The 22,045-nt window shown below is 68.9% G+C and carries 22 protein-coding genes; 7 read left to right on the top strand and 15 right to left on the bottom strand.

The features are described 5' to 3' along the window. Positions 1-69: 69 nt before the first annotated feature. The gene (locus K2X73_RS13815) at positions 70-1,593 is read right to left on the bottom strand and encodes a CpaF family protein (protein WP_294111755.1); all 1,524 of its coding nucleotides are present in this window, start codon (positions 1,591-1,593) and stop codon (positions 70-72) included. Positions 1,594-1,791: 198 nt separating this feature from the next. Here K2X73_RS13815 and K2X73_RS13810 point away from each other — a divergent pair, with 198 nt between their 5' ends. Beyond that, positions 1,792-2,886 carry an acyltransferase gene (locus K2X73_RS13810; RefSeq protein WP_365980709.1) on the top strand — a complete coding sequence of 365 codons (1,095 nt, stop codon included), beginning with the start codon at positions 1,792-1,794 and terminating at the stop codon, positions 2,884-2,886. Positions 2,887-2,891: 5 nt separating this feature from the next. Here K2X73_RS13810 and K2X73_RS13805 read toward each other — a convergent pair whose 3' ends face one another. From K2X73_RS13805 to K2X73_RS13775, 7 genes are all read right to left on the bottom strand, one after another. Further along, positions 2,892-3,143: an ATP synthase F1 subunit epsilon gene (locus tag K2X73_RS13805; protein WP_294111753.1), complete on the bottom strand. Its 252-nt coding sequence runs from the start codon at positions 3,141-3,143 to the stop codon at positions 2,892-2,894. Positions 3,144-3,271: 128 nt separating this feature from the next. Further along, positions 3,272-4,756, bottom strand: coding sequence for a F0F1 ATP synthase subunit beta (atpD, locus tag K2X73_RS13800; RefSeq protein ID WP_294111751.1), 1,485 nt, complete (start codon positions 4,754-4,756; stop codon positions 3,272-3,274). 2 nt (positions 4,757-4,758) lie between these two features. Continuing rightward, on the bottom strand, positions 4,759-5,520 hold the full coding sequence (locus K2X73_RS13795) for a hypothetical protein (RefSeq protein ID WP_294111750.1): 762 nt from the start codon (positions 5,518-5,520) through the stop codon (positions 4,759-4,761). Positions 5,521-5,530: 10 nt separating this feature from the next. Next, a complete protein-coding gene (locus tag K2X73_RS13790; protein ID WP_294111748.1) occupies positions 5,531-5,935 on the bottom strand; it encodes an organic hydroperoxide resistance protein in 405 nt (134 codons plus the stop codon). A gap of 16 nt (positions 5,936-5,951) precedes the next feature. Next, entirely contained in the window at positions 5,952-6,824 is an 873-nt protein-coding gene (locus K2X73_RS13785) for a F0F1 ATP synthase subunit gamma (protein WP_294111746.1), read from the bottom strand. 168 nt (positions 6,825-6,992) lie between these two features. Beyond that, positions 6,993-8,522, bottom strand: a complete 1,530-nt coding sequence (gene atpA / locus K2X73_RS13780) for a F0F1 ATP synthase subunit alpha (RefSeq protein ID WP_294111745.1) — start codon at positions 8,520-8,522, stop codon at positions 6,993-6,995. Positions 8,523-8,603: 81 nt separating this feature from the next. Then, positions 8,604-9,152: a F0F1 ATP synthase subunit delta gene (locus tag K2X73_RS13775; protein ID WP_294111743.1), complete on the bottom strand. Its 549-nt coding sequence runs from the start codon at positions 9,150-9,152 to the stop codon at positions 8,604-8,606. Positions 9,153-9,412: 260 nt separating this feature from the next. Between K2X73_RS13775 and K2X73_RS13770 the strand changes: the two genes are divergently transcribed. Beyond that, positions 9,413-11,158 (top strand): methyl-accepting chemotaxis protein, encoded by a 1,746-nt coding sequence (locus tag K2X73_RS13770; protein WP_294111742.1) that lies wholly within the window; start codon positions 9,413-9,415, stop codon positions 11,156-11,158. On the opposite strand, the gene K2X73_RS13765 is transcribed toward K2X73_RS13770, so the two are convergent. Next, positions 11,159-11,809 carry a cupin domain-containing protein gene (locus K2X73_RS13765; RefSeq protein WP_294111741.1) on the bottom strand — a complete coding sequence of 217 codons (651 nt, stop codon included), beginning with the start codon at positions 11,807-11,809 and terminating at the stop codon, positions 11,159-11,161. 164 nt (positions 11,810-11,973) lie between these two features. Between K2X73_RS13765 and K2X73_RS13760 the strand changes: the two genes are divergently transcribed. Further along, entirely contained in the window at positions 11,974-12,549 is a 576-nt protein-coding gene (locus K2X73_RS13760) for a TetR/AcrR family transcriptional regulator (protein ID WP_294111740.1), read from the top strand. A gap of 49 nt (positions 12,550-12,598) precedes the next feature. Further along, the gene (gene ada, locus K2X73_RS13755; RefSeq protein ID WP_294111738.1) at positions 12,599-13,627 is read left to right on the top strand and encodes a bifunctional DNA-binding transcriptional regulator/O6-methylguanine-DNA methyltransferase Ada; all 1,029 of its coding nucleotides are present in this window, start codon (positions 12,599-12,601) and stop codon (positions 13,625-13,627) included. A 199-nt stretch (positions 13,628-13,826) separates the two neighbouring features. Here ada and gshB read toward each other — a convergent pair whose 3' ends face one another. The 3 genes from gshB to rsmI form a co-directional block, all read right to left on the bottom strand. Further along, the gene (gene gshB, locus K2X73_RS13750; RefSeq protein WP_294111737.1) at positions 13,827-14,777 is read right to left on the bottom strand and encodes a glutathione synthase; all 951 of its coding nucleotides are present in this window, start codon (positions 14,775-14,777) and stop codon (positions 13,827-13,829) included. Between the two features lie 206 nt (positions 14,778-14,983). Next, positions 14,984-15,346: a YraN family protein gene (locus K2X73_RS13745; RefSeq protein ID WP_294111735.1), complete on the bottom strand. Its 363-nt coding sequence runs from the start codon at positions 15,344-15,346 to the stop codon at positions 14,984-14,986. Next, entirely contained in the window at positions 15,343-16,170 is an 828-nt protein-coding gene (rsmI, locus tag K2X73_RS13740; RefSeq protein WP_294111733.1) for a 16S rRNA (cytidine(1402)-2'-O)-methyltransferase, read from the bottom strand. Before rsmI ends, K2X73_RS13745 begins: the two co-directional genes overlap by 4 nt. Positions 16,171-16,182: 12 nt before the next feature. Here rsmI and K2X73_RS13735 point away from each other — a divergent pair, with 12 nt between their 5' ends. Further along, complete coding sequence (locus K2X73_RS13735) at positions 16,183-17,376, top strand: penicillin-binding protein activator (RefSeq protein ID WP_294111730.1); 1,194 nt, start codon at positions 16,183-16,185, stop codon at positions 17,374-17,376. A 236-nt stretch (positions 17,377-17,612) separates the two neighbouring features. On the opposite strand, the gene hemW is transcribed toward K2X73_RS13735, so the two are convergent. The 3 genes from hemW to rph are packed head-to-tail and all read right to left on the bottom strand — an operon-like array spanning position 17,613 to position 20,099. Beyond that, a complete protein-coding gene (gene hemW / locus K2X73_RS13730; protein WP_294111728.1) occupies positions 17,613-18,740 on the bottom strand; it encodes a radical SAM family heme chaperone HemW in 1,128 nt (375 codons plus the stop codon). A gap of 25 nt (positions 18,741-18,765) precedes the next feature. Beyond that, the gene (gene rdgB, locus K2X73_RS13725; RefSeq protein WP_294111726.1) at positions 18,766-19,389 is read right to left on the bottom strand and encodes an RdgB/HAM1 family non-canonical purine NTP pyrophosphatase; all 624 of its coding nucleotides are present in this window, start codon (positions 19,387-19,389) and stop codon (positions 18,766-18,768) included. Further along, positions 19,386-20,099, bottom strand: coding sequence for a ribonuclease PH (gene rph / locus K2X73_RS13720; RefSeq protein WP_294111725.1), 714 nt, complete (start codon positions 20,097-20,099; stop codon positions 19,386-19,388). The genes rdgB and rph overlap by 4 nt, the downstream gene beginning before the upstream one ends. Positions 20,100-20,345: 246 nt before the next feature. Here rph and hrcA point away from each other — a divergent pair, with 246 nt between their 5' ends. Both hrcA and grpE read left to right on the top strand, forming a co-directional pair. Continuing rightward, positions 20,346-21,386: a heat-inducible transcriptional repressor HrcA gene (gene hrcA / locus K2X73_RS13715; protein WP_294111723.1), complete on the top strand. Its 1,041-nt coding sequence runs from the start codon at positions 20,346-20,348 to the stop codon at positions 21,384-21,386. A gap of 7 nt (positions 21,387-21,393) precedes the next feature. Then, positions 21,394-21,927 carry a nucleotide exchange factor GrpE gene (grpE, locus tag K2X73_RS13710; RefSeq protein WP_294111721.1) on the top strand — a complete coding sequence of 178 codons (534 nt, stop codon included), beginning with the start codon at positions 21,394-21,396 and terminating at the stop codon, positions 21,925-21,927. Positions 21,928-22,045 lie beyond the last annotated feature (118 nt).

Genomic DNA, 22,045 nt, shown 5'->3' with positions numbered 1-22,045 from the left:
TGTTTGGTGTCGTAGCGTGTGCCGCTTGGTCGTTAAGCCGACGGCCTCATGACAGCCGCAAGGCTGTCCTTACAAGCACGCCTCCAGATAAGCCTGGTCGAACCCGAATTGCCGCGCCTTGTCGAGCGTGTAGGGGCGCAGGCCCATCGAGCGATATTCGCCCAAAATCTTGCCCTCGGCGGTTTCGTCCAGATATTCGAACTTGAACAGTTCCTGGGTCACGATCACCGGGCCTTCCATCCCGATCACCTCGGTAATGTTGGTCACGCGGCGCGAGCCGTCGCGCAGGCGCTTCACCTGCACGATCAGATCGACCGAGTCGGCGATCTGACGGCTGATCGCTTCCTTCGGCACCTTGATGTCCGACATCATCACCATGTTCTCCATACGCGCCAGGCATTCGCGCGGGGAGTTGGAGTGGAGCGTCGCCATCGAGCCATCGTGGCCGGTGTTCATCGCGGCGAGCAGATCGAAACACTCGCTGCCGCGAATTTCGCCCAGGATGATCCGGTCCGGCCGCATACGCAGCGCGTTCTTCACCAGATCGCGGATGGTGATCTCGCCCTGGCCTTCCAGGTTCGGCGGGCGGGTTTCGAGCGGCAGCCAGTGCGGCTGCTGCAGCCGGAGTTCGGCCGCGTCCTCGATCGTGATCACGCGCTCGCCGGGGTCGATCATCTTCGACAAAGCGTTGAGCATCGTCGTCTTACCCGAGCCGGTGCCGCCCGAGATCACGACGTTGAAGCGGCAGGCCCCGGCGATCTTCAGCGCGGTCGCCATCTTGGCGTTCATCGAGCCGAACCCCGCCATCATGTCGAGCGTGATCGGCTTGGCCGAAAATTTACGGATCGAGATGGCGGTGCCGCGCAAGCTGAGCGGCGGCACGATCACGTTGACGCGGCTGCCGTCCTTCAGGCGGGCGTCGGCGAGCGGCGTGGTCTGGTCGACGCGGCGGCCGACCGAGTTGCAGATGCGCTGCGCGATCTGGAACAGATGCTCCTCGTCGCGGAACTGGATGTTGGCGAGTTCGAGCTTGCCCTTGCGTTCGATATAGGTCTGCTCGGGGCCGTTGACCATGATGTCGGAGATGTTCGGGTCCGACAGCAATTCCTCGAGCGGCCCCAGGCCCAGCAGCTCGTCGACCAGCACTTTCTCCAGCGCGAACTGTTCGCGCCGGTTGAGCGTGAGCTTCAGCTCGGCGAGCACCTCGACGATGATCGGGCGGAATTCCTCGGCCAGCTCGTCCTTGTCGAGCGTCGCCGCGGCTTCGGGATCGACGCGTTCGAGCAGGCGCGGGAGCACCTGTTCCTTGATCTTGTGGATCGAAGCCTCGAAGCCTTCCATCTTCGATTGGCCGGCGTCGCCCGAGGTGGCCTGGCGTTCGGCCAGGCGCTGCATCGCGTCCATCGTGCTGCCGGGGATCGTCGCCCCAAGCGGATCGCCTTCGGGCGGCAGGATCGAGGCAGGCGGGAATTGCGCGCTATCGAGATCGGACGCGCGCGCCGGCGTGCCCTGCATCGGGCGGGCGACGCCGAAAGCGGGCCGCCCCGGCGCCCCGCCGCCACTCGTGCCACTCCGCCGACCAAATGCGCTCATGATCAACCCTCTTCCTTTGGCGGGTAGCGCTAACCACGAAGCTTTGATTTTTCGCTAAGAGCCGCCCCCGGTTGGGGCTGGCGCCGGCGAACGGTGCGCGATCCGCTCAAAATGGAACCATATCGGTGATGCTCCCGCTCTAGTTAGCCATTTGTTATCGCCGACGGCGCATTTAGTCGCCCGTTGGAGGGGCGCATTGTGTTGATCAATCAATCCGTTGCCGCTGCTTATGATAAACCACGATCCGCGCGTGTGGAAGTCGCGAGCGAACGAGTAATAGCCTTTGACCATCTTCGTGGTCTGGCGATCCTGATGGTGATCATCACCCATTGCTTCACCGCGACAGGGGTTCTGCTCGAGTATCCCTTCAGCGAACACCATTGGTTAATCAGCCTGATGGGCGGCGCGACGGCGATTTTCGTCTTCATTTCCGGCTATTTTTACGAACGAGTTTATCGCCGGCGTCTGACCGGGCGCGAGCTGATACGCCAGCGCCTGCTGCTGCTGCTGCCACCTTATCTGTTCATCTCGCTGGTGCTGATCGCGTGCGACCTGGAGCCTGGCGTGCGCGGCACGGTGCCAGTGGCCGGCGATCCGGTGCAGGGGCTGGCGGTGCTGTTGCTCACCGGCGCGACCGGCCCCGCCATGTGGTATGTGCCCTTCATCCTGGCGCTGTTGTTGTTCACGCCCGCTTTCGCGCGGTTCGCCGTCGCCCCGGTCCGCCGGCAGCTCGCGGTGCTGGCGGTATTGCTCGCGATCAGCATCGTCGTGCCGCGGCATCCCAATATGCTTGTCGCCAACCTGCTGCATTTCGCGCTCTATTATGCCTATGGCATCTTCTGGGCGGTGCACCGCGAGCGGTTGGAGGCCGAGGTGCGGCGGCCCACCGTGCTGCTGCTGCTCGCGCTGCTGCTCGCGGCGGCGGCAACGCTGCAATATGCGATCGGCTTGGCGGGCGACCCCGGCGCGCTTGGGCCGCTGCTCAGCGCGCGCGACATCGTGGTCGTGCGCAAGCTGATCCTGATCGCGTTGCTGATGGGGCTGCTGCTGCGCTTTTGCCGCCAGCCTATCGCGCCGCTCTGCGCGCTCGCCGACCTGAGCTTTGGCTTGTTCTTCGTTCACCAGCCGGTGATGCTCGGGCTGGTGCGCGCCGCGCGCGTGTTCGGCTATCGCGGTGAGGCCTGGGGCAGCGCGCTGCTGCTCTGGGCGCTCACCGTCGCGCTTTCGATCGCGGTTCTGCTGTTGGGGCGTGGCCTGCTGGGCCGGCGCGCGCGGGTGCTGCTCGGCGCCTGAGGAGCTCAGCCGATCCGCTCGGCGAGCACCGTCAGCCCACGCGCGTTCACTTCCGCGAAACCGCCCGCGATGGCGAGCATCTCGGGCTCGGCCTTGTCGCTCTTGTAGATATGCAACGCCCCGTCGCGGATCGTCGACATCAGCGGCGCATGGCCTTCGAGCACGCCGAAATCGCCTTCGCTGCCGGGGACGACGACCATATACACGTCCTCGGAGCGGACGAGCTTTTCGGGGGTGACGAGTTCGAAGTGGAGCATTTTCGATACCTTTTCCCTCTCCTCTTTAGGGGAGAGGGCCGGGGAGGGGGGCATTTCGGAGAGGGTGTCGCCGCGCAACGGCCCCTCTCCCAACCCTCTCCCCCGAAGGGGAGAGGGCTTAGGGCAGGTTACGCTTCCGCCGCCAGCTTTTCGGCCTTCGCGACGGCGTCGTCGATGCCGCCGACCATGTAGAAGGCCGCCTCGGGCAGGTGATCATAATCGCCGTTCACCACCGCCTTGAAGCTGCGGATCGTGTCTTCGAGCTGGACGAACTTGCCCGGAATGCCGGTGAACACTTCCGCCACGTGGAACGGCTGCGACAGGAAGCGCTGGATTTTCCGCGCGCGGGCGACGGTGAGCTTATCCTCTTCAGAAAGCTCGTCCATGCCCAGGATCGCGATGATGTCCTGCAGCGACTTGTAGCGCTGCAGCGTCGACTGCACCGCGCGCGCCACTTCGTAATGCTCCTGGCCGACGACGCGCGGCTCGAGCACGCGGCTGGTCGAATCGAGCGGGTCCACCGCCGGATAGATGCCGAGTTCCGAGATCGCGCGGCTCAGCACGGTCGTCGCGTCCAAGTGGGCGAACGAGGTGGCGGGCGCCGGGTCGGTCAAGTCGTCGGCGGGCACGTAGATCGCCTGCACCGAGGTGATCGAGCCCTTGTTGGTGGACGTGATGCGCTCCTGCAGCGCGCCCATGTCGGTCGAAAGCGTCGGCTGATAGCCCATGGCGCTCGGAATGCGGCCGAGCAGCGCCGACACTTCCGAACCCGCCTGGGTGAAGCGGAAGATGTTGTCGACGAAGAACAGAACGTCCTGCCCTTCCACGTCGCGGAAATATTCGGCGATCGTCAGGCCCGAGAGCGCGACCCGCGCGCGCGCGCCCGGCGGCTCGTTCATCTGGCCATAGACCAGCGCCACCTTCGACCCGTCCGAAATCGCGTTGCCGGCCTCGTCCTTGGCGATCACGCCCGCGTCGAGGAATTCGTGGTACAGATCGTTGCCCTCGCGGGTGCGCTCACCCACGCCCGCGAACACCGAGGTGCCGCCGTGGCCCTTGGCGATGTTGTTGATCAGTTCCTGGATCAGCACGGTCTTGCCGACGCCCGCGCCGCCGAACAGGCCGATCTTACCGCCCTTGGCATAAGGCGCGAGCAGGTCGATCACCTTGATGCCGGTCACCAGAATGGCGGCTTCGGTCGACTGGTCGACGAACTCCGGCGCCTTGGCGTGGATCGGGCGCTTCAGGTCGGTATCGACCGGGCCGCGCTCGTCGATCGGCTCGCCGACCACGTTCAGGATGCGCCCCAGCGTCTTGGGGCCGACCGGCACCTGAATCTGGTTGCCGGTGTCGGTCACCGTCTGGCCGCGCGTCAGCCCTTCCGTCGAGTCCATCGCGATCGTGCGGACGGTGTTCTCGCCGAGATGCTGCGCGACTTCGAGCACCAGCCGGTTGCCGTTATTGTCCGTCTCCAGCGCCGACAGGATCGCCGGGAGCTGGTTTTCAAAGGTCACGTCGACGACCGCGCCGATCACCTGCGCGATGCGCCCGACATTGTTGGTGCCCGTGCTCGGGCGCCCTTCGTTCAAAATGTCTTCAGCAGCGGTAGCCATGCTCATTTCCTTGCACTTGAAGTCTGGCCTTGCGCGCGCTTGTCGGCGGGCGCCTCGGCGGAATCGAGATCGGGGGTGGGCGCGGCGGCGACCGGCGCGCCCACCCGGGTGAATGTGACGACGATATGGTGGCTGCCCGCGCCGCTGCCACCGGGCACGGGCGTGTCGGTCACCGCGATGCTCGCGCCGTGATCCTCGAACGCCACCGATTTGGGCGCGACGACGCCGGCGATCAGCCGGTCATCAGGGTTCAGCTGGAAACGCTGGAGAAAACCGCGCAGGAAGCGGCGCGGGATCTTCAGCAGCTCGCGCTCGGCGCGTTCGTCCACCTGGCCCTGGCGGGTGATGTCGAACACGAAGACGATGCTGTCGATCTGCTTGGCGTCGCGGCCCGTCGCGGCGAAATCGGAGACGATCGAGATCGGCGCGCCCGGGCGCGGCGCGACCTGCGCGGTGCCATCGGCGCGATAGACGTCGCCTGCCTTGGCATAGGCATCGACCAGGAAGCCCAAATCGTTCGCCGCCGCGATCACCGCCTGCGGATTGGCGAACATCTGCCGCCAGCGATCGGCGAACACTTTCGCGGGCACCGGCGGGCGCTGCTCGGCGATCGCCGCCATTTCCTCGTTCAGCGTGGACGTGTCGCCCGCCTGGCCGCCGCACCCCGCGAGCAGGGCCGCCCCCGCCATCACCCCCACGCGCAGCACCACGCCCCCGATCGCATCGGGAGCGCCGGCGGCGCGCGGTGGGAAGACGCGGATCATCCGGGAGCCTTCAGACCAGCTGGAGCGTCACGGGAATGTTGCCCCGCGTCGCGCGCGAATAGGGGCAGATTTCATGCGCTTCGTGCAGCACCTTTTCGGCGGTTTCCGCATCGACGCCCGGCAGATGGACGCTGAGCGTGACGCCGAGCGCGAAGCTCACCGCGTCCTTGTCGAGCGTCACCTCGGCGGTCACCACCGCCTTGGAGCCATCGACGCCGTGCTTGCGCGCGATCGCCATGATCGCGCTGCCGAAGCACGAGGAATAGCCGAGCGCGAACAGCTGCTCGGGATTGGTGCCCTCGCCGCTGCCGCCGATTTCCTTCGGGATCGCCATCGCGAGGCCGAAGCCGCCCTCGGCCAGCACCGCGCGGCCATCGCGCCCGCCCTTGGTCGTCGCCTTGGTCACATAAGCCATGCGAAACTCCCTTCGGTTAGAGCGCCTCGGCGCCCGAGATGATCTCCACCAGTTCGGTGGTGATCGCCGCCTGACGCGCGCGGTTATACTGGATCGACAGGCGCTTGATCATGTCGCCGGCGTTGCGCGTCGCATTGTCCATCGCGGTCATCTGCGCGCCGTAGAAGCCGGCATTGTTCTCCAGCATCGCGCGGTAGAGCTGGATCGCGATGTTGCGCGGCAGCAGTTCGGCGAGGATCGCTTCCTCGTCGGGCTCATATTCCACCGCCGCGTCGCTCGCCGGCGCCGCGCTCGCGGTAAGCGGCACGGGGATGATCTGCTGGACCGACGGCTCCTGCACCAGCGCCGACTGGAAAGTGGAATAGAACAGGTGCGCGACATCGAACTCGCCCGCCTCGAAACGCGCGATCAAGTCCTGCGCCAGCGCCTGCGCCTCGCCGAAGGCGGGGGCACGCAGCGCGCTCATGTCGCGGTCGAAATGGATCATGCCGGGGAAGAAACGGTTCAGCACCCGCGCCTTGCGGCCGACGAGGTAGAAGCGCACCGTCTTGCCCTGCGCGATCAGCTCTTCCGCGGTGCGGCGGGCGAGGCGGACGATGTTGGTGTTGAACCCGCCCGCGAGGCCGCGCTCGGAAGTCGCGACGACGAGCAGATGCACCTGATCGCGCCCGGTGCCGCTCAGCAGCTTGGGCGAGGAGGCGCTGACCGTCACCTTGCTGGCAAGGCTCGCCATCACCGCTTCCAGCCGCTGCGCATAGGGGCGCGCGGCAACGGCCGCGTCCTGCGCGCGGCGCAGCTTGGCGGCGGCGACGGTCTTCATCGCCTTGGTGATCTTCTGCGTCGACTTCACCGAGCCGATGCGGATTTTAAGGGCCTTAAGGCTCGCCATCTGTCTTTCCTTTTCCCGCTCCCAATTCCGGGAGAGGGTCGGGCTGTCTGTCCTTCTCCCGCTCCCGCTTGCGGGAGAGGGTCGGGGTGAGGGTTTTGCCGCAGGGCGCCGTGCCCGGTTCACCCCCTCACCCAACCCTCTCCCGCCTGCGGGAGAGGGCTAATTGCTTCACGCAAACGTCTTGCCGAACGCCGTCAGCGCGTCCTTCAGCTTCGCGCGGGTTTCGTCGGTCAGGTCACGCTTGTCGCGGATGTCGCCGAGGATATCGGCGTGCGCGGTGCGGAAATGCTGGAGCATCGCCGCTTCATAGCGCGTCACCTGCGCGGTCGGGATCGCGTCGAGATAGCCCTGCGTGCCGGCGAAGATCGACACCACCTGCTCCTCGAAGGGCAGCGGGTTGAACTGCGGCTGCTTCAGCAGCTCGGTCAGCCGCGCGCCGCGGTTGAGGAGCTTCTGGGTCGAAGCGTCGAGGTCCGAGCCGAACTGCGCGAACGCCGCCATTTCGCGATACTGCGCCAGCTCCAGCTTGATCGAACCCGCGACCTTCTTCATCGCCTTGGTCTGCGCCGCCGAGCCGACGCGGCTGACCGAGAGGCCGACGTTGATCGCCGGGCGGATGCCCGCGAAGAACAGGTCGGTTTCGAGGAAGATCTGGCCGTCGGTGATCGAGATCACGTTGGTCGGAATGTACGCCGACACGTCGCCCGCCTGCGTCGCGATGATCGGCAGCGCGGTGAGCGAGCCATTGCCGTTCTCGTCGTTCATCTTCGCGGCGCGCTCGAGCAGGCGGCTGTGGAGATAGAACACGTCGCCCGGATAGGCTTCGCGGCCCGGCGGGCGGCGCAGCAGCAGCGACATCTGGCGATAGGCGACCGCCTGCTTCGACAGATCGTCATACACGATCACGGCGTGCATCCCGTTGTCGCGGAAGAACTCGCCCATCGCGCAGCCGGTATAGGGCGCGAGGAACTGCAGCGGCGCGGGCTCCGACGCGGTCGCGGCGACCACGATCGAATATTCCATCGCGCCATTTTCTTCGAGCTGGCGGACGATCTGCGCGACGGTCGAGCGCTTCTGGCCGACCGCGACGTAGATGCAGTAGAGCTTCTTGCTCTCGTCGTCGCCCTGGTTGACCGACTTCTGGTTGATGAAGGTGTCGATCGCGACCGCGGTCTTGCCGGTCTGGCGGTCGCCGATGATCAGCTCGCGCTGGCCACGGCCGACGGGGACGAGCGCGTCGATCGCCTTCAGCCCGGTCTGCACCGGCTCATGCACCGACTTGCGCGGGATGATGCCGGGCGCCTTCACTTCGACGCGGCGGCGCTCGGTGGCCTCGATCGGGCCCTTGCCGTCGATCGGGTTGCCGAGCGCGTCGACGACGCGGCCGAGCAGGCCCCGGCCGACCGGCACGTCCACGATGGTGCCGGTCCGCTTCACCGTGTCGCCTTCGCGGATTTCGGCGTCCGAGCCGAAGATCACGACGCCGACATTGTCGGCTTCGAGGTTGAGCGCCATGCCCTGCACGCCGTTCGCGAACTCGACCATCTCGCCCGCCTGGACGTTGTCGAGACCATAGACGCGCGCGATGCCGTCACCCACCGACAGCACCTGGCCGGTTTCCGAGACCTGCGCCTCGGTGCCGAAATTGGCGATCTGGTCCTTGATGACCTTGGAGATTTCTGCGGCGCGGATATCCATGTTCAACCTTTCCCCGACGGCGTGGCCGTCTTTCGATGTCTCGACGGCGCGGCCGTCAGCCTTTCCCAGACGGCAAAGCCGTCAGCCTTTCATTGCGTGTGCGAGTGCGTTCAACCGGGTCTTGATCGAGCTGTCGATCATCTGGCTGCCGATGCGCACCACCAGCCCGCCGAGCAGGCCGGGATCGACCGACAGATCGACCGCCACCTCACGCCCCAGCCGGTGGCGCAGCGCCTGTTTCAGCGCATCGACCTGATCGTCGGCGAGCGGGTGCGCCGAGGTGACTTCGGCGGTCGTCTCGCCGCGATGGTGCGCGGCGAGCAGGCGGAAGGTCTTGATCACCGCCGCCAGCTGCCCGAGCCGGCGATTCTCGGCGAGCACGCCGATGAAATTGCGGGTGGTGGGATCGAGCGCGAGCGCGTCACCCAGCGCCGCCACCGCCTTCAGCGCCTCGCCCCGGCTGACGAGCGGGCTGGTGGTGAGCCGGGCGAGCTCCGCCGATTCGTCCAGCCCGGCGCGCAGCGAGGCGAGGCTCGCCTCCACCGTGTCGATCGACTTGGTATCGCGGGCGATTTCGAACAGCGCGGTCGCGTAACGCCCGGCAAGGCTGGCCTGGATACCGCTGCTCATTTGGCCGCTGGACATGTCCACGCGATCGACACCCTCTTCGCGAAAATGAAAATAGCCTCGGGCGCGGCAAGGCTAGGCGCCCCCCGCCGAGTTGGGCGGCTGCTAGCACCCACCCGCCGGCGATGCAAGCACCGCCCGTCACGGGGCGCGGAGCCGCGAAAAACCGGGCGTGTCATCGTGGTGCAACATTCGGTTAACCTTGTCTTCGGCGGTGGCGCCTAGTTGGGCGAACCGAAGCGATTTCGGGATTTTGGCCGCCGATGATTCCCTTGCTCGACCGCCTGCGCACGTTCGCACTGCAACCGCGGCGGGGGATCAGCGGTAAGCTGAACCGCGCGCTGTTCGCACTGATCGGGGTGCAAGCGCTGATCGCGCTGGCGATGCTGGTGGGGGCGATCTCTACCCGCCAGGCGGTGATCAAGCTGGTCGACCAGCATCTGAGCCCGGTGAGCGAGTTGCAGCGGATGACCGAGGGCTATGCCGCCGCGCTCGCCACCGCGCACAAGGTGCAATCGGGCAATGCGACGCTCGCCGGGGCGATCGACGCGATCGGCATGGCGCGCGAGGATGTCGCCGCGAGCTGGACCCGCTTCCGCGCCGATCCGCTCGAGGACGAGCACAAGCCCGCGATCGACCGCGTCGCCGCCGCGCGGGCCGATGCCGATCGCGCGATCGGCCAGCTGGAGACGATGCTGCGCCACGGCCAGACCGACCGGCTGGATTTCTTCATCAGCGGCACCGTCAACACCGCGTTCGACCCGCTGATGGCGGCGAGCGATTCGCTGATCGCCGACCTGCGCGACGATGCAGAGCTGCATAAGGCGGCGCTCGCCAACGGCTTTGTCCGCGCCTTCGTGATCGCGCTGCTGCTGATCGTGGCGGCGGCGGGGATTGGTTGGTGGGGGGTGGGGATGGTTCGCCGTGACATCGGCGCGCCACTCGCCGAGATCGTGATCGCGACCCATCGCATCACCGACGATCGCCATGACGGCACGATTCCCGGCCTCGATCGCGGCGACGAGATCGGCGACATCGCCCGCGCGCTCGCCTTCGCGCGCCAGCGCTCGCTCGACGCGCGCCGGCTGGCGGACGAGCGGCGCCGCGCCGAGGAAGCGCTCCATCGACGCGAGATGCGCGAACATGCCGAAAGCGCGCGCCGCGCCGCCGATCTCGACCGGTTGTTCGCCCAGTTCGAGCGCGAGGCGGCGGGCGTGGTGCGGCGGCTGAAATCGGCCGGTCCCGCCTTGCGCGAGACCGCGACCATCCTGTCGGGCCAGGCGGCGGAGGCCGAGCATCACGCGCTCGCCACCGCCGCGCTCGCCGAACAGAGCGCGGGGAGCGCGCGCACGATCGCGCACAGCTCCGGCGCGCTGACCGCGGCGATCGACCATATCAGCGAGGCGGTGCAGCTTTCGCGGGGGTCGGTCGGCACGGTGCGTGAGCGCACGCTGCAGGGGCGCGACCATGCCGAATCGCTCGGCGCGCTGGTGAGCGAGATTTCGACCGTGCTCGATTTCATCGCCGGGATCGCCGGGCAGACCAATCTGCTCGCGCTGAACGCCACGATCGAGGCGGCGCGTGCCGGCCCGGCGGGGCGGGGCTTCGCCGTCGTCGCCGAGGAAGTGAAGGGCCTCGCGCGCCAGACCCAGGCGGCGGCGGGCAAGATCGAGGCGCGGCTGGCGGCGGTGCGCGCCGCGAGCGACACGGTGCTGACCACCATCGCTTCGGTCGACGAGCTGGTCGCCGCGCTCGGTTCCTCGGCGAGCGATGTCGCGCGCGCGGTCTCCCAGCAGCGCGACATGACGCGGCGCATCGGGACCGCGATCGCCGAGGTGGAGGAGGGGACCGCCAACGCGGCGATGAACGTGCAGGCGCTCCACGAGCGCGCCGAGCGCACCCGCGGCACGGCGAGCGACCTGGCGACCACCGCCGATGATGTGGCGGGCGGGGTCGAAACCCTGCGCCGCCAGATCAACCGGCTGATCGCCGAGGTTCGCGCGGCCTGATCAGCGCACGGGCGTGAAGGCGATCGCGCGCGCGGTGCCGATGGGGCGTGCGGCCGCGCTTTGGCCCGCCGCGAGACTGAACGTCTCCCCCTGGCGATAACGGCGCCCGGCGAGCGTCACTTGCCCGGCCGCGACATAGCCGAGCAGCGGCCCACGCAGCGTCTCCGCCCGATCGAGCCGGAGCGCCGCCGCCCGCGCCCCCCGCACGCCCGGCAGCGCGAGCGCGGCGGTGGGGAAAGTGCGCCGGTCGATCTTCTCGCTCGGCTGCTGCTCGAACACGATGAAGGGGTCGCCCGCGCGCTCCAGGTTGAAATCGGTGAACACCGCTTCCGCGCTCGCCGAGGCATTGTCGAAATGCAGGATGCGCGGGCCGGCGGGCTCGTAAAAGGCGTCACCCGCCTTCAGCACCTGCATCGGCTGACCTTCCACCTGGTAAAGGATCGTGCCCTTCGATACATAACCGATCGCGGGCGCGGCATGGGTGTGGACCGGCGCCTTCTGGCCGGGGCGGAAATGGAAGTCACCCACCTCCACCTGCGCCACGTCACGCGCGGGAAAATCGACATCGAGCAGCAATTGGCGCGGCGCGGCGGCGGCCGACGCGACAAGGCCGAGCAGGGAGAGCGCGGCGAGCAGAGCATAGCGGTTCATGGCGAGACTCCTGTTCCAAAGGGGTGATCTTCGATCCGCGATCGGCTTGCCCCGGAACCGCCGAGGCATTAAATACCGAACGCTCTCTTTTAATGGAGAGTGACCGCTCTTTATGCAAGGTTAAAAAGAGAGCGATCGGTATTTTATGTCTGAGGACGCCCGTGATGCGCTATTCCACCGAGCATAAAGAGCTGACCCGGAAGAAAATTCTCGACGCGGCGGCGACGCGGTTCCGGGCCGAGGGCTATGACGGGTTGGGGATCGACGCGCTCGCGAAGGCGGCCGGCGTCACCAACGGCGCCTTTTACGGCCATTTCGCGTCGAAGGCGGACGCCTATCGCGAAATCGTCGTGCGCGGCCTCGCCGATCTGCGCGCGGGGATCGCGGCGCATCAGGCCGAGCATGGCGCGGACTGGGTTCGCGCCTTCGCGCGCTTCTATTTCGGGCAGGCGAAGCGCGATTATGTGGAAAATCTATGCGCGCTGCCCGCTTTCGGCGGCGAGGCGGCGCGCGCGCCGGCACCGACCCGCGCCGCTTTCGAGCAGGAATTGCGCGGCGTTCAGGCGGCGCTCGCCGCCGGGCTCGCCGGTGCCGATGCCGACATCCGCGCGTGGCGGATGCTGGGCATCATGGTGGGGGGCATCACGCTGGCCCGCGCGGTGCCCGATGCGGCGCTGGCCGAGCAACTCGCCGAAACCTACGAAGCCGCGCTGGTCGCCGCCGCCGGTCCATCGGTTTGAGCGCAACGCCCGGGATGCGCCGCGCGCGCGCCGCCCGTAGAGAAGGCCCATGGAAACGCTCCCCGATCCCGAAACCGCCTGGACCGCGCTGATCGCGCGCGACCGTGGCTTTGATGGCCGCTTCGTCTGGGGCGTCCGCTCGACCGGCGTCTATTGCAAGCCGAGCTGCCCCGCGCGCCGGCCCCGGCGCGAAAATGTCAGCTTCCACGCCGATGGCGCGGCGGCGCGCGCGGCGGGGTTCCGCGCCTGCAAGCGCTGTCGCCCCGACGAGGTGGCGCGCGACGAGGCGGCGGTCGCCCAGGCGGTCGCGCTGCTGAAGGCGGCGGAGGACCGGCTGGCCTTGCCCGAGCTGGCGGCCGCTGTCGGCTATGCGCCGCACCATTTCCAGCGGCTGTTCACCCGGATCGTGGGCATGTCGCCCGCCGCTTATGCCCGCGCCTTGCGCGCCGGGGCGGCGGCCGAGGCGCTGACCAGCGAGGCGAGCGTGACGGCGGCGATCTATGACGCCGGCTATTCGGCGCCGAGCCGCTTCTACGCGAGCGCCGCTCCTCGGCTCGGCATGGCGCCCAAGGCCTGGGCGCGGGGCGGGGCGGGCGAGGTGATCCGCTGGACGATCGCCGAAACCAGCCTCGGCCCGCTGCTGATCGCCGCGACCGACAAGGGGTTGTGCCGCGTCGCGTTCGACGCGGACGAAGACGATCTCGCGCGGCGCTTCCCTCAGGCGGAGATCGTCGCCGGCGATGCGGCGTTTGCCGGCCTCGCCGAGCAGGTGGTGGCGGCGGTCGAGGAACCGGCGCGCGCGCACGCGCTGCCGCTCGATGTGCGCGGCACGGCGTTCCAGGAAGCGGTGTGGCGCGCGCTCGCGGCGGTGCCGGCGGGCGAGACGCTGAGCTATGCGGCGCTCGCCGGGCGCGCCGGTCGCCCGCAGGCGGTGCGCGCGGCGGGATCGGCGTGCGCGGCGAACCCGGTCGCGGTGCTCATCCCCTGCCACCGCGCGCGGCGCGCCGATGGCGGGGCGGGGGGCTATGCCTGGGGGCTGGAGCGCAAGGCGGCGCTGCTGGCGCGGGAGGGGCGCTAGACTGGTTCACGCGGAGACGCGGAGACGCGGAGGAAAGAATTTTTCGCGCAGAGGCGCAGAGGACGCAAAGGGAGGACGCGGGGGGAGCCGTGGCATTTCAGCCTGCGCCGCAGGCGCGCTAACGCACCACGATTGAAGGCGCTTCGCGCGATACTTGTCTCAGCTCCCCCTCTGCGTCTCCGCGCCTCCGCGTGAAAATCTACCCCGCCAGCTTCGCCTCGATCGCATCCCAGATCAGCCCCGCGACATCGGTGCCGTCGAAGCGTTCGATCGCGACGATCCCGGTGGGCGAGGTGACGTTGATCTCGGTCAGCCATTTGCCGCCGATCACGTCGATCCCGACGAACAACAGCCCGCGCCGCTTCAGCTCCGGCCCCAGAGCCGCGCAAATCTCACGCTCGGCCTCGGTCAGCTGGGTCTTTTCGGCCGAGCCGCCGACCGCGAGGTTGGAGCGGATCTCGCCCGCCCCCGGCAGCCGGTTGATCGCCCCCGCGACCTCGCCATCCACCAGCACGATGCGCTTGTCGCCGGCGGCCACCTCGGGAAGGAACGCCTGGATCATGTGCGGCTCGCGCCACGTCTGGTTGAACAGCTCGATCAGCGCCGAAAGGTTGGCCCCGTCCGAACCCACGCGGAAGATGGCCTTGCCGCCATTGCCGTGGAGCGGTTTGACCACGATCTCGCCATGCTCGTCGAGGAACGCGCGCGCATCGGCCAGCGAGCGCGTCACCAGCGTCGGCGGCATGAAGCGCGCATAATCGAGCACGAACACCTTTTCGGGGGCGTTGCGCACCGAGGCGGGGTCGTTCACGACCAAAGTCTGGTGCGCGATGCGCTCCAGCAAATGAGTGGCGGTGATATAGCCGAGGTCGAAGGGCGGGTCTTGCCGCATCAGCACCACGTCGGCTTCCTCGCCCAGGTCAAGCCGCACCGGCGCCTCGAAATGATAATGCGCGCCCGGCTGGCGCTGGACGGTGACGGGGTGCGCCTTCGTCCACACCCGCCCGGCCGAATAGCTGAGATCCTCGGCCAGATAGTGGAACAGCCGATGCCCGCGCTTCTGCCCGGCGAGCATCAGCGCGAAGGTCGAATCGCCGGCGATGTTGATCTGGTCGAGCGGGTCCATCTGGACGGCGACGGTGAGCGGCATGGCGGTCCTCCTGGCGCTCTAGTGGAGCGGAATGGCGAGCCTGTCGAGCGGGGAGACCGCGGCGCTCCTCCTTCCTTCTCACCTTCCCCGGCGAAGGCCGGGGCCTAGCGGCGGGACGCTTGCAACGGAGCGCTTCCCGGGCTTAGGCGGCGATACTGGGCCCCGGCCTGCGCCGGGGAAGGGGGGAGTGGCGCCAAAGGCCGAGGTCACCCCAGCCACGCATTCTCGATATGCCGCACCGCGCCCGGCGCGATCAGCAGCACGTCGATCCGCGCGTCCTCGCCGCCCGTCGCGTAATCGGCGAGCAGCAGCTCGGCGGCAGCCGCCACGCGGGCGAGGCGCGCGGCGTCGATCGCGAGATCGAGCTCGGCCGCGCTCGCGCGCGTCTTCACCTCGACGAACGCGATCAGGCCGGGGCGTTTGGCGATCAGGTCGATCTCGCCGGCCTTGGTCCGCACCCGCTGCGCGACCACCTCCCAGCCGCGTTCCGCCAGCCAGCGCGCGGCGAAGGCTTCGCCCCGGCGGCCGAAATCATCGGCGCGGCGGCGCGCCTCGGGCGAGCGGCTCACCCTTTGAGCTCCAGCGCCCGCGCATAAAGCGCGCGGCGATCGAGGCCGAGCGCCTTGGCGACCTCGCCCGCCGCCTTGCTCGCCGGCAGCCGTTCGAGCGCTTCGCGCAGCGCCGCGTCGGCATCGGCGGCAGATGGCGGCGGGGCTTCCCCCGGCGGCGCGACGACGATCACGATCTCGCCCTTGGGCGGCGCTTCGGCATAGCGCGCGGCGAGCTCGGTCAACGGCCCGCTCACCGCCTCCTCGTACAGCTTGGTGATTTCGCGCGCGACCGTCGCCGCGCGGTCGCCCAGCCCGTGCGCGAGCGCGGCGAGCGTCGCGCCCAGGCGCGGTCCGCTTTCATAGAATATCAGCGTCGCCGCCACCCCCGCGACCCCGGCGATCGCGGCGCCGCGCGCCCCCGCTTTCGCCGGCAGGAAGCCCATGAACAGGAAGCGGTCGGTCGGCAGCCCGGCGAGCGTCAGCGCCGCGATCGCCGCGCAGGGGCCGGGGACCGTCACCACCCGGTGCCCGGCGGCGCGGGCGTCGCGCACCAGTTTATAGCCGGGGTCGGAGATCAGCGGCGTGCCGGCATCGCTCACCAGCGCGACCGCCTCCTGCCCCAGCCGGGCGACCAAACCGGGGCGGACGGCATCGGCATTATGGTCGTGATAGGGCGTCATCGGGCGTTTGACGCCGAGATGATGGAGCAAACGCGCGGTCACGCGCGTATCTTCCGCCGCGATCAGATCGGCCGTGCGCAGCACCTCTGCGGCGCGGGACGAGAGATCGCCGAGATTGCCGATCGGCGTCGCGACGATATAGAGGCCGGCAGGAAGGGTCATCGGGGACGAGTCATGGCAGAGGCGCATATGGGCGCGCAACGGCGCCGGCTGTTCGGCCGGGTGCTGGCGATCGGATTGGGCCTGGCGCTCTCGGCGTGCCAGACGGTGGTGCCGCGCGGCCCCGCGCCCGGCCCGCAACGCCCGACGACGACCGCGCCCGTCGCCGCGCAACCCCGCGTCGACAGCGCCATCCCGCAGGATACCGAGCGCCAGCGGATCGCGCTGCTCGTGCCGCTCAGCGGCCCCAACGCCGCGGTCGGCCAGAGTCTGGCCAATGCGACCCAGCTCGCGATCCTCGACACCAAGACCGATCGCATCCGGATCACCAGCTATGACACCAATCGCGGCGCCGCGGTCGCGGTCCAGCAGGCGCTGGCGGACGGCAACCGGCTGATCCTGGGGCCGCTGCTCGCCGAGGATGTGCGCATCGCCGCCCCGCTCGCCAAGCGCGCAGGGGTGCCGATCATCGCCTTTTCCAACGATGTGAGCGTGGCGGGCGACGGCGTGTACCTGCTCGGCTATGCGCCGCAGCAGTCGATCGAGCGGGTGGTGCGCTATGCCGCGAGCAAGGGCATCAAGGATTTCGCCGGCCTCGTCCCCAATGGCCTCTATGGCGAGCGCGCCGCGACCGCGATGCTGCGCGCGGTGGAGGCGACCGGCGGCCAGGTGCTCGCGCTGCAAACCTATGATCGCCAGCCCGGATCGCTGAACGGGGCGATCCTGCGGCTGGCGCGCAATTCACCCTATCGCGCTGTGCTGATCGCCGATTCGGGCGCCGCCAGCGCGCTCGCGGTGCCGCTCATCCGCAAGAATGGCGGGCAGGCGGCGCAAATCCTCGGCACCGATTTATGGAATACCGAGACGAGCATCGCCGCCAACCCCGCGCTCGCCGGCGCCTGGTATGCCAGCGTCTCGAACAGCCTGTACCGCCAATATGCCCAGAAGTACCGGGCGCGCTTCGGCACCGCGCCGTTCCGCCTGTCGAGCCTCGCCTATGATGGCGTGTTGCTGACGGTACGGATCGCGCGCGATTGGCGGGTGGGCACGCCCTTTCCGGTCGGCGCGCTCGCCGACAAGGGCGGGTTCGCGGGGCTCGACGGCGCGTTCCGCTTCGGCCCCGATGGCGTCGCCGAGCGCGCGCTCGAAGTCCAGGAAATCCGCGGCGGCGCGAGCGCGACGGTGAGCCCCGCGCCGGCGGGGTTTTAGGTCGCGGGTTGGGCCTCGACCCTGGTTTGACGACGCTGACGGTTCGACCGGACAGTATTTTTGACGACTTAGACTACCCGCCGTCAAATTTACCACCGTCACCCCGGCCTTCGAGCCGGGGTCTCGCTTTTCTTCTTGCCGTCGCGAGGCGGCGGGACCCCGGCTCGGGGGCCGGGGTTACGGTGGTATCGAAGATGTAACAACCGCTCCAAGGACCGCGAAAGCGGCGCTCCTGCTTACCGCGCCACCGCCGCGATCACGGCGTTGAGCACGAGCATCCCCGCCTCGGTCGCGCGCAGCCGTTCGCCGTCGCGCGCGACCAGCCCTTCGCGTGCGAGCAGCGCGATCGCCGCTTCGTCGACCACCCCGCCCAGCGCCCCGCCGCCCAGCGCCGCCACTCTGGTAAGGTCCACGCCCTCGGCAAGTCGCAGGCCCATCACCAGCGCCTCGCGGGCGCGCTCTTCGGGGGTGAGCGCGGTTTCGCTCTCCAGCCCGTCGCCGCGCCGATCGACGGCGCTCAGCCAGTTTTCGGGCTTGCGGTGGCGCTGCGTCGCCTGCCCGCCGCGCCGGCCATGCGCGCCGGGGCCGATGCCGGCATAATCGCCATAGCGCCAGTAGGTCAGGTTATGGCGGCTCTCGGCGCCCGGCCGGGCATGGTTGGAGACTTCATAGGCCGGCAACCCCGCCGCCGCCGTGATCGCCCGCGTCGCCTCGAACAGGGCGGCGGCGTCATCCTCATCGGGAAGCGATAGGCGGCCGGCGGCGGCCTCGGTCGCGAAGCGCGTGCCGGGCTCGATCGTCAACTGATAGAGCGACAGGTGCTCGGTGCCGAAGCCGAGCGCGCGCCGGAGTTCCGCCTCCCAGTCGCCCGCGCCTTGCCCCGGCCGGGCATAGATCAGATCGAAGCTCACACGGTCGAACACGCGCTGCGCCACATCGAGCGCGGCGAGCCCCTCGGCCAGATCATGCGCGCGGCCCAGGAAACGCAGCGCGGCATCGTCGAGCGCTTGCAGCCCGAGCGAGACGCGGTTGACCCCCGCCGCCGCGAGATCGGCGAAGCGCGCCGCCTCGACCGAGCTCGGGTTCGCCTCCAGCGTGATCTCGATGCCCGGTGCGAACCCCCAGGCCTGTTCCGCCGCCGCGATCAGCGCGGCGACGGTCTCGGGCGGCATCAGGCTGGGGGTGCCGCCGCCAAAGAAGATCGATCCAAGCGGCCCGGTGGTGCGCGCCGCCTCATGCGCCAGATCGGCGAGCAGCGCCGCGCGCCAGCGCGCCTGGTCCACTGCCGCGCGAACATGGCTGTTGAAGTCGCAATAGGGGCATTTGGCGACGCAGAACGGCCAGTGGATGTAGAGCGCGAGCATCGGGTTGGCGCGCGGTCCCGGCAGATTAGCTCAGCACCCCCGCCACCAGCGCCTCGAACGCGCGGGTGCGGTGGCTCAGCTGCTTCTTCTCCACCGGGTCGAGCTCGGCGAAGCTGCGGGTTTCGCCGAGCGGCACGAACACCGGATCATAGCCGAACCCCAGCGTCCCGCGCGGCGGCCAGGTGAGCGTGCCTTCGACGCGCCCCTCGAACCAGTTCACATGCCCATCGGGCCAGGCGAGCGCGAGCGTGCAGACGAAATGCGCCGCGCGGCTCACGTCCGGCCCCAGCGCCTGGAGCTTGGCCTCGACCTTCTCCATCGCCATCAGCCAGTCGCGCGTGCCGTCCGCCGTCTCGGCCCAGTTGGCGGTGTACACGCCCGGATCGCCGCCCAGCGCCTCGACGCACAGCCCACTATCGTCGGCGAGCGCGACCAGCCCCGACAGATCGGCCGCCGAGCGCGCCTTCAGTTCGGCATTGGCGAAGAAGCTGGTGCCGGTCTCCTCCGGCTCGGGCAGATCGAGCTCGGCGGCGGAGACGGGCTCCATGCCATAAGGCCCCAGCAAATCGCGAATCTCGCGCGCCTTGCCTTGATTGTGGCTGGCGATCACCAGCTTGCCGGGGGTGAGGCGGCGTAGCGCCTGGCTCATGCCAGCGCCCGCGCCTGCGCGGCGAAAATCTCGCCGCAGCCGATCCGGGCGAGGCGGAGCAGGCGGAGCAGCGCTTCCTCGTCATAGGGCGCGCCTTCGGCGGTCGCCTGCGCCTCGGCGATATGGCCGTTTTCGAGCAGGACGAAATTGGCGTCGGCGTCGGCGGTCGAATCCTCATCATAGTCGAGGTCGAGCACCGGCGTGCCGCGCCACACGCCGCAGCTGATCGCCGCGACCTTCTGCGTCAGCGGATCGGCGGTGAGCTTGCCTTGCTTCAGCAGCCCGTCGATCGCCAGCCGCAGCGCCACCCAGGCGCCGCTGATGCTCGCGGTTCGGGTGCCGCCATCGGCCTGGATCACGTCGCAATCGAGCGTGATCTGGCGCTCGCCAAGCAGTTTCAGGTCGGTGACGGCACGCAGCGAGCGGCCGATCAGCCGCTGGATTTCCTGGGTGCGCCCCGATTGCTTACCCTTCGCCGCCTCGCGGTTGCCACGGGTGTGGGTGGCGCGGGGGAGCATCCCATATTCCGCCGTCACCCAGCCTTCGCCCTTGCCGCGCAGGAAGGGAGGCACGCGTTCCTCGACACTCGCGGTGACGAGCACCTTGGTGTCGCCAAAGCCGATCAGCACCGAGCCCTCGGCATGTTTGGTGAAACGCGGTTCGATGGTGATGGCGCGCATTTGATCGGGCGCTCGGCCGCTGGGGCGCATTTTCGGGTCTCCCTGTTCGTCGGCGAGCGGCCTAGGCGGCTTTGCGGGGGGAGGCAATGCGCGCTAGGCGGAACGCAAACACCTTCCCCGGCGCAGGCCGGGGCCCAGTGACCCCGCCGCCGGAGCGGCTGCGCGCCCTTGCGACCGTGGCGAGGCTGGGCCCCGGCCTTCGCCGGGGAGGGTGAGGATGGGTTCGAGGTGATGTCCTTGCCCCTCCCGCCCGGCTTGCCTAATTTGCGCCAAGCCATGACCCCGAACATCCATGAACTCAGCGACCGCGCGCGCGACGTGTTTCGGATGGTGGTCGAAGCCTATCTCGAAACCGGCGCGCCGATCGGCTCGCGCACCATCGCCAAGCTCTCCACGCTCAACCTCTCGCCCGCCTCGATCCGCAATGTGATGCAGGATTTGGAGGAGCTGGGCCTGCTCGCCGCGCCGCACACTTCGGCCGGGCGGATGCCGACCGACACGGGATTGCGCCTGTTCGTCGACGGGATGATGCAGGCGATGGAGCCGAGCGCCGAGGAGCGCGCCGCGATCGAATCGCAGGTCGGCCAGCCCGGTCCGATCGAGGAGGCGCTCGCCGCGACCACCGCCGCGCTCTCCGGGCTTTCGGCGTGCGCCGGGCTGGTGTTCGTCCCCAAGCGCGAGGTGCGGCTGCGCCAGATCGCGTTCGTGCCGCTGTCGCACGATCAGGCGCTCGCGGTGCTGGTCGCGGAGGATGGCACGGTCGAGAACCGCGTCGTCGCGCTGCCGGAGGGCACCACCGCCAGCGCGCTCGCCGAAGCCGCGAACTATGTGAGCGCGATGTTCGGCGGGCTGACGCTCGCCGAAGCGCGGGCGCGGCTCGACCGGGAGATCGCCGCCGAACGCGCCGCCCTCGATAGCGCCGCGCGCGCGCTCGTCGAACGCGGGCTCGCGGTGTGGAGCGAGGATGGCGAGCGCCGCCCGGTGCTGATCGTGCGCGGGCAGGCGCGGTTGATCGACGCCGCCGCCGCCGCCGACCTCGACCGGGTGCGCGATCTGCTCGACGATCTCGACGGCAAGCAGGAAGTCGCCGGCCTGCTCGATCGCGCGCGCGACGCGAACGCGACGCGCATCTTCATCGGCGCGGAGAACAACCTGTTCGCGCTATCGGGATCGTCGGTGATCGCCCGCCCGTTCCACGGGCTTGACGGGCGCGTGGTCGGGGTGGTGGGGGTGATCGGCCCGACGCGGTTGAACTACGCGCGCATTGTGCCAATGGTCGATTTCACGGCCGGGGCGCTTGCCCGCTTGATGCCATAGGGAAGTTATGAGCGAGACCGAGAACAAGGATTTTGCCGGCGAAACCGCCGAAACCGCAGCCCCCGCCGACGAGGGCGCCGCGCGCCTCGCCGAGCTGGAGACGCAGCTGGCCGATGCCCGGCAGCAGCTGCTCTATGCCGCCGCCGACACCCAGAATGTCCGCCGCCGGCTGGAGAAGGAGATCGCCGACGCGCGCACCTATTCGGTGACGAGCTTCGCGCGTGATCTGCTGTCGGTGGCCGACAATTTCGAGCGCGCGCTGGCGGCGATCCCCGCCGAACTGCGCGAGGACGAGAAGCTGAAAGGGCTGGTTTCCGGCATCGAAGGCACCGCGCGCGAGCTGAACGCGGTGTTCGAGCGCCAGGGGATCGTGAAGCTCTCGTCACTGGGCGAGAAGCTCGACCCCAATCTGCACCAGCCGATGCTCGAACTGCCGAGCGACGCCGAACCCGGCACGATCGTGCAGGAGCTGCAGCCGGGCTACAAGATCAAGGACCGCCTGCTGCGTCCGGCGATGGTCGCCGTGGCGAAGGCGGGGTAGTCGTACACCCTAAACAGGCAGGCACTCTCCATTTTCTGGCTCCGTCACCCCGGGTCAAGCCCGGGGTGACGTTGATTTGGCTGCGCTAGGAGCTTCCTCCGCGGCCAAGCTTGACAAG

The organism is Sphingomonas sp., from assembly GCF_019746665.1.
Taxonomy (GTDB): domain Bacteria; phylum Pseudomonadota; class Alphaproteobacteria; order Sphingomonadales; family Sphingomonadaceae; genus Sphingomonas.
This window is presented reverse-complemented; position numbering and strand designations above follow the sequence as displayed.